Source organism: Polynucleobacter sp. UB-Siik-W21 (genome assembly GCF_018687415.1).
In the GTDB taxonomy this organism is placed as follows: domain Bacteria; phylum Pseudomonadota; class Gammaproteobacteria; order Burkholderiales; family Burkholderiaceae; genus Polynucleobacter.
The window spans coordinates 1,917,263-1,931,409 of record NZ_CP061289.1 but is presented as its reverse complement, the minus strand read 5'-3'; the positions used below and the strand labels follow the sequence as shown (position 1 = coordinate 1,931,409).

Annotated in this window: 10 protein-coding genes; 6 read left to right on the top strand and 4 right to left on the bottom strand. The window is 46.6% G+C overall.

The window, feature by feature from the left end; translation table 11 throughout:
• Positions 1–6 precede the first annotated feature (6 nt).
• Entirely contained in the window at positions 7–2,895 is a 2,889-nt protein-coding gene (uvrA, locus tag C2756_RS09975) for an excinuclease ABC subunit UvrA (RefSeq protein ID WP_215319084.1), read from the bottom strand.
• 37 nt (positions 2,896–2,932) lie between these two features.
• Between uvrA and C2756_RS09970 the strand changes: the two genes are divergently transcribed.
• Both C2756_RS09970 and ssb read left to right on the top strand, forming a co-directional pair.
• Positions 2,933–4,117 carry an MFS transporter gene (locus C2756_RS09970; protein WP_215319082.1) on the top strand — a complete coding sequence of 395 codons (1,185 nt, stop codon included), beginning with the start codon at positions 2,933–2,935 and terminating at the stop codon, positions 4,115–4,117.
• 80 nt (positions 4,118–4,197) lie between these two features.
• Positions 4,198–4,653: a single-stranded DNA-binding protein gene (gene ssb / locus C2756_RS09965; RefSeq protein ID WP_215295892.1), complete on the top strand. Its 456-nt coding sequence runs from the start codon at positions 4,198–4,200 to the stop codon at positions 4,651–4,653.
• Between the two features lie 79 nt (positions 4,654–4,732).
• Here the strand turns inward: ssb and queF are convergent, their stop codons facing one another.
• The 3 genes from queF to ilvA are packed head-to-tail and all read right to left on the bottom strand — an operon-like array spanning position 4,733 to position 8,013.
• Positions 4,733–5,560: an NADPH-dependent 7-cyano-7-deazaguanine reductase QueF gene (gene queF, locus C2756_RS09960; RefSeq protein ID WP_215319080.1), complete on the bottom strand. Its 828-nt coding sequence runs from the start codon at positions 5,558–5,560 to the stop codon at positions 4,733–4,735.
• Between the two features lie 9 nt (positions 5,561–5,569).
• A complete protein-coding gene (locus tag C2756_RS09955; RefSeq protein ID WP_215319078.1) occupies positions 5,570–6,478 on the bottom strand; it encodes a 5'-nucleotidase in 909 nt (302 codons plus the stop codon).
• 14 nt (positions 6,479–6,492) lie between these two features.
• The gene (gene ilvA, locus C2756_RS09950; protein WP_215319072.1) at positions 6,493–8,013 is read right to left on the bottom strand and encodes a threonine ammonia-lyase, biosynthetic; all 1,521 of its coding nucleotides are present in this window, start codon (positions 8,011–8,013) and stop codon (positions 6,493–6,495) included.
• 134 nt (positions 8,014–8,147) lie between these two features.
• Here ilvA and C2756_RS09945 point away from each other — a divergent pair, with 134 nt between their 5' ends.
• From C2756_RS09945 to C2756_RS09930, 4 genes are all read left to right on the top strand, one after another.
• Positions 8,148–11,987, top strand: coding sequence for an FAD/FMN-binding oxidoreductase (locus C2756_RS09945; protein WP_215319070.1), 3,840 nt, complete (start codon positions 8,148–8,150; stop codon positions 11,985–11,987).
• The gene (locus tag C2756_RS09940; RefSeq protein ID WP_215319068.1) at positions 11,987–12,385 is read left to right on the top strand and encodes a gamma-butyrobetaine hydroxylase-like domain-containing protein; all 399 of its coding nucleotides are present in this window, start codon (positions 11,987–11,989) and stop codon (positions 12,383–12,385) included. The genes C2756_RS09945 and C2756_RS09940 overlap by 1 nt, the downstream gene beginning before the upstream one ends.
• Positions 12,385–13,128 (top strand): bifunctional demethylmenaquinone methyltransferase/2-methoxy-6-polyprenyl-1,4-benzoquinol methylase UbiE, encoded by a 744-nt coding sequence (gene ubiE / locus C2756_RS09935; protein WP_215295886.1) that lies wholly within the window; start codon positions 12,385–12,387, stop codon positions 13,126–13,128. Before C2756_RS09940 ends, ubiE begins: the two co-directional genes overlap by 1 nt.
• Before the next feature lie 67 nt (positions 13,129–13,195).
• The gene (locus tag C2756_RS09930) at positions 13,196–14,101 is read left to right on the top strand and encodes a Tim44 domain-containing protein (protein ID WP_215319066.1); all 906 of its coding nucleotides are present in this window, start codon (positions 13,196–13,198) and stop codon (positions 14,099–14,101) included.
• Positions 14,102–14,147 lie beyond the last annotated feature (46 nt).

The window sequence follows — 14,147 nt, the reverse complement described above, 5'->3', positions numbered from 1 at the left end:
TATTGACTATTTCTTTTTCTTAGTTGCGACGGGTTTGCGAGTGAGTAATGGTGCCAAGTAGTGACCGGTAAAGCTGGCTTCATTTCTTGCCACATCCTCCGGCGTTCCCGTGGCAATGATCTGACCACCACCTGCACCACCTTTTGGTCCTAAGTCAATAATCCAGTCAGCAGTCTTGATCACATCTAAGTTGTGCTCAATGATGACAATCGTATTGCCTTGCTTTTTGAGTGTCTGAATCACCGTGAGTAATAGTTGAATATCGTGGAAATGTAAACCAGTGGTTGGTTCATCCAAGATATAAAGTGTTCGACCAGTATCCCGCTTAGAAAGCTCAAGTGATAATTTCACGCGCTGGGCTTCGCCGCCAGATAGAGTTGTAGCGCTTTGTCCCAGCTTCACATAACCCAAGCCAACATCTAACAGTGTTTTGAGTTTGCGCTTGACTACTGGAACGGCCTCAAAGAATTCATGGGCTTGCTCGATCGTCATCGAGAGCACTTCATGAATGTTTTTACCTTTATAGCGAATATCTAAAGTTTCACGGTTGTAACGTTTGCCATGGCAGACATCGCAGGGTACATAAACGTCTGGCAAGAAGTGCATTTCTACTTTGAGTACGCCATCGCCTTCGCAGGAATCGCAGCGTCCGCCTTTGACGTTAAAGGAGAAGCGACCGGCTTCATAACCACGTTCACGTGAGGCAGGTACACCTGAAAAAAGTTCGCGAATGGGCGTAAAGAGGCCGGTATAGGTAGCGGGGTTGGAACGAGGTGTTCTGCCAATGGGAGACTGATCAACACTAATCACTTTGTCAAAGTGTTCTAAGCCCTTCATTGCATCATGTGCAGCAGGCTCTGCATTAGAGCCATAGAGGTGTTGTGCAACTGCATGATGCAGGGTGTCGTTAATCAGTGTAGATTTACCGGAACCCGATACTCCAGTGACGCAGGTTAATAAACCGACTGGAATTTTGGCGTGTACTGATTGCAAGTTATTGCCACGCGCACCGATGATTTCTAAAAAGCGATCATTTACCGGAATACGTTTTTGGGGAACTTCGATCGCTTCACGACCAGCAAGATAGGCGCCAGTGAGGGATTTAGGATTAGCCTCGACCTCAGCAGGCGTACCTTCTGCAACAATTTCGCCGCCATGAACACCGGCTCCTGGGCCGATATCGATGACCCAATCAGAAGCGCGAATCATATCTTCATCATGCTCAACCACTAATACGCTATTACCTAAGTCACGTAAGTGCTTGAGTGTGCCAATCAAGCGATCGTTATCGCGTTGATGTAGACCAATTGAGGGTTCATCGAGTACATACATTACGCCCGTTAAGCCTGAGCCAATTTGACTTGCGAGCCGAATACGTTGGGCTTCTCCGCCAGATAGGGTGTCTGCACTACGTTCTAAAGAGAGGTAATCAAGACCCACGTCATTTAAGAAACGCAGACGTGCACTGATTTCTTTCACAATCTTATCGGCGATTTCTCTCTTGGCACCTTTCAGTTCAAGTGCTTCAAAGTATTCCTTTGCTTCTTTTAGCGGGAGAGCGCTAATTTCATAAATAGCGCGAGATTGTTTCTTCTCACCCACTTTGACAAAGCGCGCCTCTTTGCGTAAACGACTGCCGTTACATTCTGGGCAGGTTTGCACATTTTGATAGCGAGATAGTTCTTCACGCACGGTGACAGAATCTGTCTCGCGATAGCGCCGTTCAAAGTTAGCAACAATCCCTTCAAAAGCATGCTCGCGAATGCTATTTTTGCCACGCTCATTAATGTATTCAAAAGGAATGGTGATGTCACCAGAGCCCAACAAGATGAGGTCTTGTTGTTTCTTGCTAAGGGATTCAAATGGCTTTTCCACGTCAAACCCGCCATGCTTGGCAAGAGTTTGCAGTAATTTGAAGTAGAACTGATTACGGCGATCCCAGCCTTTAATCGCCCCAGACGCTAGGGATAAATCAGGATGTGCCACGATACGTTTTGGATCAAAGAAAGATTGATGTCCAAGGCCATCGCATGAAGGGCATGCACCCATTGGATTGTTAAATGAGAAGAGGCGCGGTTCTAGCTCTTGAAGAGAGTAAGAACAAACGGGGCAAGCAAACTTACTGGAGAAAATCATCTCTTTACCGGTATCCATATCCACAATCATGGCCTTGCCATCCGCGAGGCGCAGCGCTGTCTCAAAAGATTCAGCAAGACGTTGTTGAATGTCAGGGCGCACTTTAATGCGATCAACAACTACTTCAATGGAATGTTTATCATTCTTTTTGAGGGTTGGTAATTGATCGACTTCAAAAATTTCTGCCTTAGCTACGTTTGCTGTGCCACCGCCGGAGCGCACTCGAAAGCGCACAAAGCCTTGGGCCTGTAGGTCTTGGAAGAGATCAACGAACTCGCCTTTGCGCTCACTTACCACTGGCGCAAGAATCATCAACTTTGTGTCCTCAGGCATAGAGAGCACCGTGTCTACCATTTGAGAGACGCTTTGCGCTTCTAATGGCAGATCGTGATCGGGGCAATGTGGCGTCCCTGCGCGTGCAAATAGCAAACGCAAATAATCATGAATTTCAGTAACAGTACCCACAGTGGAGCGTGGGTTATGGCTCGTTGCTTTTTGTTCAATGGAAATTGCAGGCGATAGACCTTCGATGGTGTCAACGTCGGGCTTTTCCATCAACTGCAAAAATTGACGCGCATAAGCGGAAAGCGATTCGACATAGCGACGTTGACCTTCGGCATAGAGCGTGTCAAAGGCCAATGAACTTTTACCTGAACCAGATAGGCCAGTCAGGACGACGAGTTTCTCTCTAGGGATGTCTAGATTGATATTTTTGAGGTTATGGGTGCGGGCACCGCGGATCTTGATTTCGTTATTCATGATTTTTTTGCGTAACTTGTTAATATAGCTCTTTCCCATGAATTCTTCTGAACTTCGCTCCACTCTGGCCTTAGCGGGCATCTTCGGCTTACGTATGCTGGGCCTGTTTTTGCTGTTGCCCGTTTTTAGCATCCACGCCAAAGACTTGCCGGGAGGTGATCAAGCCTTCTTGATAGGGCTGGCACTCGGAATTTTCAATATTGTTCAGGCCTGCTTCCATATTCCCTTGGGCAGACTTTCTGATCGAATCGGCCGAAAAGCGGTCGTTTTATGGGGGTTGTCCTTGTTTGTTGCTGGGGCTTTAATTTGCGCAACCAAAGATGATTTGTTATGGATTTCTATCGGTAGAGGGGTGATGGGCGCCGGTGCAATTTCTGCAGCGGTTTCTGCTTGGGTTGCCGATCTGACTCGAGAGCAGGTGCGCAGTCAAGCGATGGCTTTAGTCGGCGCCAGTATTTCTCTCTCTTTTGCAGTTTCGCTAGTGGTGGCTGCTCCGCTTTATCGCATGATTAGCTTAAGTGGGATGTTTTTTGTGTTGGCAATTCTAGGTGTCTTGGCGATGTTAGTGGCCTATTTTGTATTGCCAAATAACAGACCTGAAGTTCATGCGCAACAAGATTCACTCAAAGTTGTGTTTCTTCGCCCAGAGCTCATGCGACTAAATGTAGGTGTATTTGTATTGAATGCTACCCAAGTAGCTATGTTTTTAGTGGTGCCACGTTTATTAGAGCAAGCAGGATTTCCGCTCACTGCCCACTGGCAAATTTATCTCTCAGTGGTTTTACTCTCGTTTGTATTTATGGTTCCACTTTTAGTCTACGGTGAGAAAAAACAGCGCATACGACTTGTTCTGTTAATTGCGATCATTTTGCTGGTTATTGCTGAAATCATTTTCACTCAAGCTGCATCTGTGACTCTCATTACGGTGGCATTGCTGATTTATTTTGTAGGCTTCAATCTTTTGGAAGCATTACAACCATCATTGGTCACTCGTTATGCAAAAGAATCAAAGGGCACTGCTTTGGGGGTTTACAACACCACACAATCTATTGGCCTCTTTTCTGGTGCGTTGTTAGGGGGTTATTTAATGGATAGCCTTGGCAATGTATCGGTCTTTGCAGTCGGGGCGGCTATGCTAGTTGGCTGGCTTATAATTGCCTGGTCGATGGGTGAAATGCCAGCGAGAGCAACAGAATCAAAGGGTTTAGCCACAAAGACATAGCCGTAGCTTCATCAATTTAATTAAAGCGAGCAGTTCATTTTCAGCAGTAATAACAGTGGTATTTTTCTTCGGGAGACAACATGGCTTCGGTAAATAAGGTCATCATCGTAGGTAATGTAGGACGTGATCCAGAAACGCGTTACATGCCAAGTGGCGACGCCGTTACAAACATTTCAGTAGCTACATCTGATCGCTACAAAGATAAACAAACTGGTGAGATGAAAGAAACCACAGAATGGCATCGCGTTGCATTCTTTGGCAAGCTTGCAGAAATCGCTGGCCAGTACCTCAAAAAAGGTTCACAGGTTTATGTTGAAGGCCGTTTACGAACACGCAAATGGACTGATGCCAGTGGACAAGAAAAGTATTCTACCGAGATCGTTGCAGAAACTATGCAAATGCTTGGTGGTAAGCCAGTAGGCGGAAGTGGTGACGGTGGTGAAAGCTATGCACGCTCAAAGCCGGCTGAGCAGTCTGCCCCAGCATCGTCTAATGCCGCATCCCTCGGTGCAATGGACGATGATATTCCGTTTTAGGCAACATTAAATAATGTGGTAGATATCGTAGTATTAAAAAAACCCCTTCTAGGATTTTCTACAAGGGGTTTTTATTTACCTACTGTCTTGCGTGTCGAATATTTTCGGGCCAGGGAGAATTATGATCCGTGCGGAATGGGTTGATGTCTAGGCCCCCGCGTCGGGTGTAGCGGGCGTAGACAGAAAGCTTTTCTGGTTTGCACTGACGTTTGATGTCGGTAAAGATTGTTTCTACGCAATGCTCATGAAACTCACCCAATTGCCTAAAGCCAATCAGGTAGCGCAGCAAGCCTTCTTCAAGAATGGGGCGTCCTTGATAACGAATTTGGACGCTAGCCCAATCCGGTTGGCCGGTAATAGGGCAGTTTGATTTGAGTAAGTGCGATACCAAGCACTGTTCAATTGGACCAAACGATTCATTAACACCTAATAGGCTTGGATCTGCAGGCAAGCTTGGATCAATCTCGATATCTAGTCGATCCATCAAGATGCCGCCCATCTCTTGCATTCCTTTTTTGGAAATGATATCAGTTGGGTTGATGCGAGTAGTGATCTTGCTGCCAGCCACTACTGATAAATCCGCAGTGAGTTTTTCTTTGACTTCATTCTCATCTTCAAAGCGGGCGTTGTTGAGACTATTGAGATAGAGCTTGAAAGATTTAGACTCAATCATGTTGGGAGAGTCTGCGGGAATCTGAAACTCAGCCAGGGCAATTTGTGGCTTTCCTTTTTGATTGAGCCAGCTTAGTTCAAATGCGTTCCATATATCAACACCCACAAATGGCAAAACTTGACCCTCTTTAAGTCCGATCTTCTTGCGGTTTTCAGCCCTGGGAATGGGAAAGAGCAAACTCGGATCATATTGATCTGGGTATTGCGTTGATTGTCCAAGTGGAAGCGTTGCCATTAATTACTTTTAGCTTTTAGGTTTATTCGATACACCTGATACGACATGTCCTGTTGGGGCTACGGATGCAGCTGATTGGCAATGGCCCGTTTGATCATCAAAGAAAAAGTCGGGTTCAAATTCTCGCAAGAACTCACTCTTTGATAAGCCACCCAAGAACATGGCTTCATCGACATCAATACCCCATGCCATCAGTGTTCGAATAGCGCGTTCATGTGCTGGGGCAGAGCGTGCAGTAACTAGCGCAGTACGAATGCGCATACCGTTTTCGCTAGTGGAGCGCTGCAGTCTGTGCAATGCTTCTAATAAAGGTTTGAAGGGTCCCGGAGGTAATGGAATGTCGACCTTCTTGCTCTCATGATCAACAAAAGCCTCAAGCCCTTTTTTCTGAAATACTTGCTCGGCTTCATCTGAGAACAGGACTGCATCTCCGTCAAACGCAATCCGAATTTCATTGGGGTGAGACTCAGCAGTTTTACTAGACTCTGGGTAGACCCGTGCAGCTGGGAAACCTGCATCAATCGTCGCCCTTACATCATCTTCGTTGGCCGATAAGAAGAGGTTGGCTTGTAATGAGCGAAGGTAATGGTAGGGAGGGCGACCTCTGGTAAATACGCCACGTTCAAGATGTAGACCATGGTGCTCGGCGGAACGGAAGACGCGCAGACCACTGACAGGATCATTGCGGGAAAGTATCACTACCTCAACCCGTTGCCCACCTTCTTCATTAAAAGCGAGAAGTTTTTTAACTAATGGAAATGCCACCCCTTTTTGAGCGGCCTCACTCAGGCGCTCAAGTTGTAATTTCATATAAGCGCTGTCATCGGTTGACTCAAAGATGCGATTTTCTTCTTCAAAATCAAATAGGGCGCGCGATGAGATCGCAACGACAAGTTTTCCGGTGAGCGTGTATGACATTTAAGAATTACATCTCATTTCAGGAACAGCTGATATGCAGGGTTATTACTTTCATCCCAGTGAGGGTAACCCAATGTTGCCAAGAAGTTTTGGAATTTCTTCTGCTCATTTTTGGGCACCTGGATGCCTACCAAAATGCGGCCGTAATCAGCACCATGATTACGATAGTGGAAGAGACTAATGTTCCAGTTAGGCGCCATGCTCGTTAGGAACTTCATCAAAGCACCCGGGCGCTCTGGAAATTCAAAACGGTAGAGCAATTCATCTTTAGCCAGTTCAGAGTGACCGCCTACCATATGACGTAAGTGCGATTTTGCTAACTCATCATGGGTGAGGTCGATCGTTGCAAACTTCGCTTTACGAAAATGTTTTGCAATGGCTTCGCTATCTCCCGCTTTTTGTGTGCTGATGCCTACAAAAATATGTGCTTCGCTTTGATCACCAATCCGATAGTTAAACTCAGTCACATTGCGTTTACCAAGTAATTCGCAGAAGCGTTTGAAAGAGCCACGCTCTTCAGGAATCGTTACGGCAAATACTGCTTCGCGGAACTCACCAACGTCTGCACGCTCTGCTACAAAGCGGAGACGGCTAAAATTCATATTGGCTCCGCAAGCAACGGCTACGAGAGTTTTCTTCTTGAGACATTTTTTATCAACATACTTCTTCATGCCTGCAATGGCTAAGGCGCCAGCAGGCTCAAGGATGCTACGGGTATCGGTAAAGACATCATTAATGGCTGCACAGATTTCATCGGTATCGACAGTGATGATTTCATCAACCACTTTTTTACAGATGCGGAAAGTTTCTTTGCCGACCAATTTGACAGCAGTGCCATCAGAGAATAAGCCAACATCTTTCATCTCAATCCGTTTATTTGCTTTGAGCGATTGATTCATGGCATCAGAATCTGAGGCTTGTACGCCGATGACTTTAGTCTTTGGGCTTACTGCCTTAATATATTCGCCAATACCGGAAATGAGGCCGCCACCACCAATGGCGACAAATACTGCATCGATAGGTTTTTCATATTGAGTAAAAATTTCGTGGGCAATGGTGCCTTGTCCAGCGATTACATCTGGGTCATCAAATGGATGAACAAAGGTCAAGCCTCGTTTTTTGCCTAATAGTTCCGCATGTTGAAATGCGTCGCTGTAAGACTCACCCTGGAGAATGATCTCGACCCAAGAACCACCTCTCGCTTTAACGGCATCAATTTTGACGCTGGGAGTCGTCACCGGCATCACGATGACAGCCTTACATTTCATTTTGGCAGCCGATAAGGCTACGCCTTGAGCATGATTGCCTGCAGAAGCTGCAATCACACCGCGTTTTAAAGATTCTGGGGGCAAATGGGCCATTTTGTTATAGGCGCCACGGATTTTGAAGGAAAAAACCGGCTGGTTATCCTCTCTTTTGAGAAGGACCTGGTTGCCCAAACGCTTAGTCAGTTCGGGGGCGAGCTGAAGTTCAGTTTCTCTGGCTACGTCATAGACGCGAGCCGATAAAATTTTCTTTAAATAGTTCGTTGCCATCCAATGAGCGTACCACGGATGGCTCCTAAGCCCTTAGATTTGCAAGGGTTTATCCATTTGGGGGGCAACTTTATCCGTTTGCTGACACTATCAGGTTCGCTCAACTAAAATGCTTATTTATCAAATATGTCGCTATGAACGCACCATTGGCTTTAAACCAGTTGTTGGATGCTGAGGCGGGTTCCCCCCGTCTTCGCGAAATTCCCTACAACTACACCTCCTTTTCTGATCGAGAAATTGTGATTCGCCTCTTAGGTGAGGAGTCGTGGCGGGTTCTCAATGAGTTGCGTGGTGTTCGCCGTACTGGCCGCTCTGCCCGCATGTTGTTTGAAATCCTGGGTGATATTTGGGTAGTTCAACGCAACCCCTTTTTGCAGGATGACTTATTGGATAGCCCGGTTCGTCGCAAACAATTAATCGATGCTCTGTGGCATCGCTTGGGTGAAGTTAAAAAGCGCAATAGTGGCGAGTCTGCAGAACAAGTCGAAATTTTATTAAGCGCTGCTTATCGCGCCATTGAAAATTTTGAAAACGGATTTAAGGAAGTTGAACAAATTCGTAAACGCGCACGTAAAGAATTAGGCCGCCATACCGCTAGTGACAATATTTGTTTTGATGGCGTATCGCGCGCAGCGCATGTTACTGATGCAACGGACTGGCGTGTTGAGTTTCCACTAGTAGTACTTAAGCCTGATTACGAGTCGGAGATTCCTGGTTTGGTGAAAGCCTGCGTGGCATTGGGTCTCACGATTATTCCTCGTGGAGGTGGCACTGGCTATACCGGTGGTGCGATTCCCTTGTATGCCATGTCTGCAGTGATTAATACTGAGAAATTACAAGATATCGGCGGCGTGAAATCTAAGCCTCTGCCTGGTGTAGCTCATGAGGTCTCAACTATCTTTACTGGTGCTGGTGTTGTCACTCGCCGTGTAGCTGATGCTGCAGAGCAAGCTGGCTTAGTGTTTGCAGTTGATCCTACTTCTGCTGATGCGAGTTGCATTGGCGGCAACATTGCCATGAATGCCGGTGGTAAAAAAGCAGTTCTTTGGGGCACTGCTCTAGATAACCTCGCTAGCTGGCGCATGGTGGATCCAGAGGGCAATTGGCTCGATGTTGAACGCCTTGAGCACAACCTCGGCAAGATTCATGATGTTGCAACCGTGCGCTTTCAGTTAACTTGGTCTGATGGTAATAGCGAGCCTGGTCAGCGAATTCTAAAAACAGAATTGCTCGAAGTAGAAGGCAAGCGTTTTCGCAAAGAGGGTTTAGGTAAAGACGTTACTGATAAATTTTTATCAGGCTTGCCTGGCGTACAAAAAGAAGGTTGCGACGGTTTGATTACTAGCGCAACTTGGATATTGCATCGCATGCCAAAATTTATGCGTACTGTTTGCTTAGAGTTTTTTGGGCAAGCGCGCGAAGCCATTCCAAGTATTGTCGAGATCAAGGCTTATTTGGATGGTTTGAGTAAGCAAGGCGGCCCCATTCTGGCTGGCCTGGAGCATTTGGATGATCGATATTTAAGGGCAGTGGGTTACTCCACCAAATCCAAGCGTAATAGCTTGCCGAAGATGGTCTTGATTGGCGATATTGCTGGCGATGATGAAGGAGCAGTCGCAGCAGCCACTAGTGAAGTAGTGCGCATGGCAAACCTGCGGGTTGGCGAGGGCTTTGTTGCAGTGAGCGCAGAAGCCCGCAAGAAGTTCTGGCTCGACCGTGCTCGGACAGCCGCCATTGCTCGTCATACCAATGCATTTAAGATCAATGAAGATGTGGTAATTCCTTTGCCACGAATGGGTGAGTACACCGATGGGATTGATCGCATCAATATTGAACTATCCCTTAAAAACAAGTTACAAGTTCTCGACGGCCTGGAGTCGTTCTTGAAAAAGAGCGCTTTGCCATTAGGCAAGAGTGATGCCGAATATGAAATCCCTACAGCAGAGATTTTAGGTGATCGGGTACAGCAGGCTCTTGAATTAATTGCGAGGGTGCGCACTCGTTGGGCTGATTGGCTGACGCAGATGGATACCCATTTCCCACAACTGCAAAACTACAGCTTGCGCGCATCATGGAAAGAGGAAGTTCGTTCTGAATTACGTATTATTTTTGGCGGTCTTGCGTTCGAGCCGATATTGGCTGAGCTTGAGGCTATTCATAAAAATATTCTGCGTAAGCGCGTATTCGTAGCATTGCATATGCATGCTGGTGACGGTAATGTACACACCAATATTCCGGTGAACTCTGATGACTACGAGATGCTGCAAGATGCCCATCGTGCAGTCGATCGTATTATGAAGTTAGCCCGCTCCTTAGATGGCGTGATTTCTGGTGAGCATGGTATTGGTATTACGAAGTTGGAGTACCTGACAGAAGCAGAATTAAAAGACTTCCGTAGCTATAAGAATCGTGTAGACCCTGAAGGCAGATTTAACAAGGGCAAGCTGATGCCGCATGCCGACCTGAGCATGGCTTACACGCCAAGCTTTGGCTTGATGGGGCATGAGTCCATCATCATGCAGCAAAGTGATATCGGCGCCATCGCTGATAGCGTGAAGGATTGCTTACGCTGTGGTAAGTGCAAGCCAGTTTGCGCGACCCACGTGCCACGCGCAAATCTTTTATATAGCCCCCGCGACAAAATTTTGGCGACATCATTATTGATTGAAGCCTTCTTATATGAAGAGCAAACTCGTCGCGGTGTTTCAATTCGGCATTGGGAAATGTTTGATGATGTCGCAGCGCATTGCACTGTCTGTCATAAGTGCTTAACGCCTTGCCCAGTCAAGATCGACTTTGGTGATGTGACGATGAATATGCGCAACCTCATGCGTAAAATGGGTCAGCAGCGTTTTAATCCAGGTACAGCAGCATCGATGTTTTTTTTGAATACCACCAGTCCAGAGACTATTCATTTAGTTCGTACGGCTATGATTGGTTGGGGCTATAAGTTACAGCGCTTAGGCAATGATCTTCTGCGTAAGTTTGCTAAAAAGCAAACTGCACATCCTCCTGCAACTGTTGGGAAACCGACCATCACTGAACAGGTTATTTTCTTTGTAAATAAGAAGATGCCTGGCAATTTGCCGAAAAAGACTGCGCGTGCTTTATTGGATATTGAAGATGCAAACTACGTACCCATTATTCGGGATCCTAAAACAACCTCTGCCGATACTGAGGCGGTCTTTTACTTCCCGGGCTGCGGATCCGAGCGTCTATTTTCGCAAGTGGGTTTAGCAACTCAAGCAATGCTTTGGAATGTTGGTGTACAGACAGTGTTGCCACCAGGCTATTTATGCTGTGGCTACCCACAGCGCGGTAATGGTGATTTTGACAAAGCGGATAAGATGATTACGGACAACCGCGTCTTATTTCATCGGGTGGCTAATACCTTGAACTACTTAGATATCAAGACGGTAGTCGTATCTTGCGGCACTTGTTACGACCAATTAGCGGGCTATCAGTTTGAGCAAATCTTCCCTGGTTGCCGGATTATTGATATCCACGAATTTTTAGCCGAGAAGGGTGTCAGGCTTACTGGAGTAACAGGCGTGAAATACATGTATCACGATCCTTGCCACTCTCCCATGAAGTTACAGGACCCCTTGAAGACAGTGAATGAGCTCATTCAATTAGAAGATGGTAGAGCGATTGCGAAAAATGATCGTTGCTGTGGTGAGTCTGGAACCTTAGCGGTTACTCGCCCTGATATTTCTACTCAAGTCCGTTTTCGCAAACAAATTGAAATGGAAAAAGCGGCCAATGATTTGCGTCAGGGCGATTTCACTGGCGACGTTAAAGTATTAACAAGCTGCCCATCTTGCTTGCAAGGCTTAACCCGCTTTGATGCAGATAGTGATACTACTGCTGATTACATCGTAGTTGAGATGGCGCAAAAATTACTCGGTGAAAATTGGATGCAAGACTACGTCACCAAAGCTAACCAAGGCGGTATTGAAAGGGTGTTGGTTTAATGATTCCAACGAATGTTGTGGTGCACCAGCAGTCCAAGGTTCTTGAGCTCTCCTATGAGGATGGCTCTTCATATCGACTGCCTTTTGAATTATTGAGGGTACTTTCTCCATCGGCAGAAGTTCAGGGTCACGGCCCCGGTCAAGAGACTTTGCAAACGGGTAAGCGCGAGGTATTGATTGCCAGTCTGGAGCCTGTCGGTCATTACGCACTGAAACCCACTTTTTCTGATGGACATGATTCAGGCTTATATTCTTGGGATTACTTGCATTTCTTGTGCGAAAACCAAGAGCAAGTATGGAAAGAGCATTTGGATAAATTGGCTGCTGCAGGTCTTGATCGTGATGCGCCGATGGTGCAGGCAGGACACTCACATGGCCACTCTTGTGGAAGTCACTAATGAGTAAAACCCACTTTGGCTATCAAAGCGTTGACGAAGCCGAGAAGGCTGGTAAGGTTGCTGAGGTATTCCATTCGGTAGCTAGCAAATACGATGTGATGAATGACTTAATGTCTTTCGGTCTACATCGCGTTTGGAAAAAGATCACGATTGCAAGTGCTAATGTACGTCCTGGCCAAAAAGTGCTGGATATTGCTGGTGGTACTGGCGACCTAGCTAGCGCATTTGCCAAGGCGACGGATTGGGGTCGTAATCCTGATGCTCAAGTTTGGTTGAGTGATATCAATGCTTCAATGTTAGGTGTCGGTCGAGATCGTTTGTTAGACCAGGGCATGGCCTTGCCTTGTGTGCAATTTGATGCGGAAAAAATTCCGTTCCCTAATAACCATTTTGATGTGGTAACCGTTGCTTTTGGTTTGCGCAATATGACTCATAAAGAGCTTGCACTTGGCGAAATGTGTCGCGTGATTAAGCCTGGGGGCCGTGTACTCGTCTTGGAATTTTCCAAGCCAGATGCCTTCCTGCAGCCCGTATATGACCTGTATTCATTCAAAGTACTGCCTTGGTTGGGTGAAAAAATAGCGCAAGATTCAGAAAGCTATCGCTATTTGGCAGAATCTATTCGCATGCACCCTGACGCGGATACCCTCAAAGAGATGATGCTGGGGGTTGGTTTTGACGAAGTGCAAACCCATAGAATGACTGGGGGTATCGTTGCCTTACATATTGGTATTAAATACTGATAGTTGTATAGTTTTTAAGCTCTTAAAAACTCAAGTATTGAAGAAGTTATTAGAAGGGGTAAAAGCAATGAACAAACATTTTTTTAAAGCAGTTTTATTAAGCTTTACTTTGATATTCGCAACAGTGGGTCACGTTGATGCTGCGCGTCTTGGTGGCGGCAAAAGTATCGGTAAAGCTCCCAGTGCTCCAATTCAAAAGCAAGCTCAACCTGCACAAAAGCAAGCTCAGCAAGCTCAACCTGCAGCTCCAGCACCACAAGCGCCAGCGCCTAGTCGTTTTGGTGGCATGGGTGGTCTCTTAGGTGGGTTAGCTGCTGGTTTAGGTATTGGCTATCTCTTATCGCATTTTGGTCTGGGTGAGGCAGCATCCTCCTTGATTACCGGTTTGTTGATTGCGGTGCTGGCTGGTTTTGTCATCATGTTTGTGATTCGCAGGTTCTTGCCTGCTATGTCAGGCGCAGGGCAGAATGCAAATGCACCTACCCCTGGTATGCAGCGAGCTAGCCTTCATCAAAATCCCAGACAAGACCCGGCTTTTACTCCTGTAGCAAATGCTTTTGCTGGCGTTTCACAGGAGCCTGAGCTATTTCATTCCACGCTGCCACCAGGCTTTGATCAGCAAGCCTTCTTAGAGAATGCAAAACAGTATTTTGTGACCTTACAAAAAGCCTGGGATCAAGGGGACCTTGCTGCATTGCGTGAATTCGCTACCCCTGAAATGTTTGCAACTATTCAGCAGGACTTAGCGGGTCGGACTGATAGCGCCAACCAAACTGATGTTGTAACGATTAATGCGCGGTTGTTGGGAATCGAAACTGCAGATGCGCATTACTTCTGCAGCGTTCAGTTTAGCGGCATGATCCGTGAGCAACAGGGAGCGCCAGCCAGTGATTTCTCAGAAATCTGGAATTTAAGCAAGCCAGTAGAGGGTCCTGGAGGTTGGGTACTAGCGGGTATCTCCCAGTTAGTTTAAGCTTTAGGTAATTTCCGTCGGAAAACCCGCACTTGTGCGGGTTTTT

Coding starts and splice junctions, on each gene's coding strand:
- ssb (WP_215295892.1), top strand. CDS start 4,198: ATGGCTTCGGTAAATAAGGTCATCATCGTAGGTAATGTAGGACGTGAT.
- queF (WP_215319080.1), bottom strand. CDS start 5,560: ATGGCAACGCTTCCACTTGGACAATCAACGCAATACCCAGATCAATAT.
- C2756_RS09940 (WP_215319068.1), top strand. CDS start 11,987: ATGATTCCAACGAATGTTGTGGTGCACCAGCAGTCCAAGGTTCTTGAG.
- uvrA (WP_215319084.1), bottom strand. CDS start 2,895: ATGAATAACGAAATCAAGATCCGCGGTGCCCGCACCCATAACCTCAAA.
- C2756_RS09945 (WP_215319070.1), top strand. CDS start 8,148: ATGAACGCACCATTGGCTTTAAACCAGTTGTTGGATGCTGAGGCGGGT.
- C2756_RS09955 (WP_215319078.1), bottom strand. CDS start 6,478: ATGTCATACACGCTCACCGGAAAACTTGTCGTTGCGATCTCATCGCGC.
- ilvA (WP_215319072.1), bottom strand. CDS start 8,013: ATGGCAACGAACTATTTAAAGAAAATTTTATCGGCTCGCGTCTATGAC.
- C2756_RS09930 (WP_215319066.1), top strand. CDS start 13,196: ATGAACAAACATTTTTTTAAAGCAGTTTTATTAAGCTTTACTTTGATA.
- ubiE (WP_215295886.1), top strand. CDS start 12,385: ATGAGTAAAACCCACTTTGGCTATCAAAGCGTTGACGAAGCCGAGAAG.
- C2756_RS09970 (WP_215319082.1), top strand. CDS start 2,933: ATGAATTCTTCTGAACTTCGCTCCACTCTGGCCTTAGCGGGCATCTTC.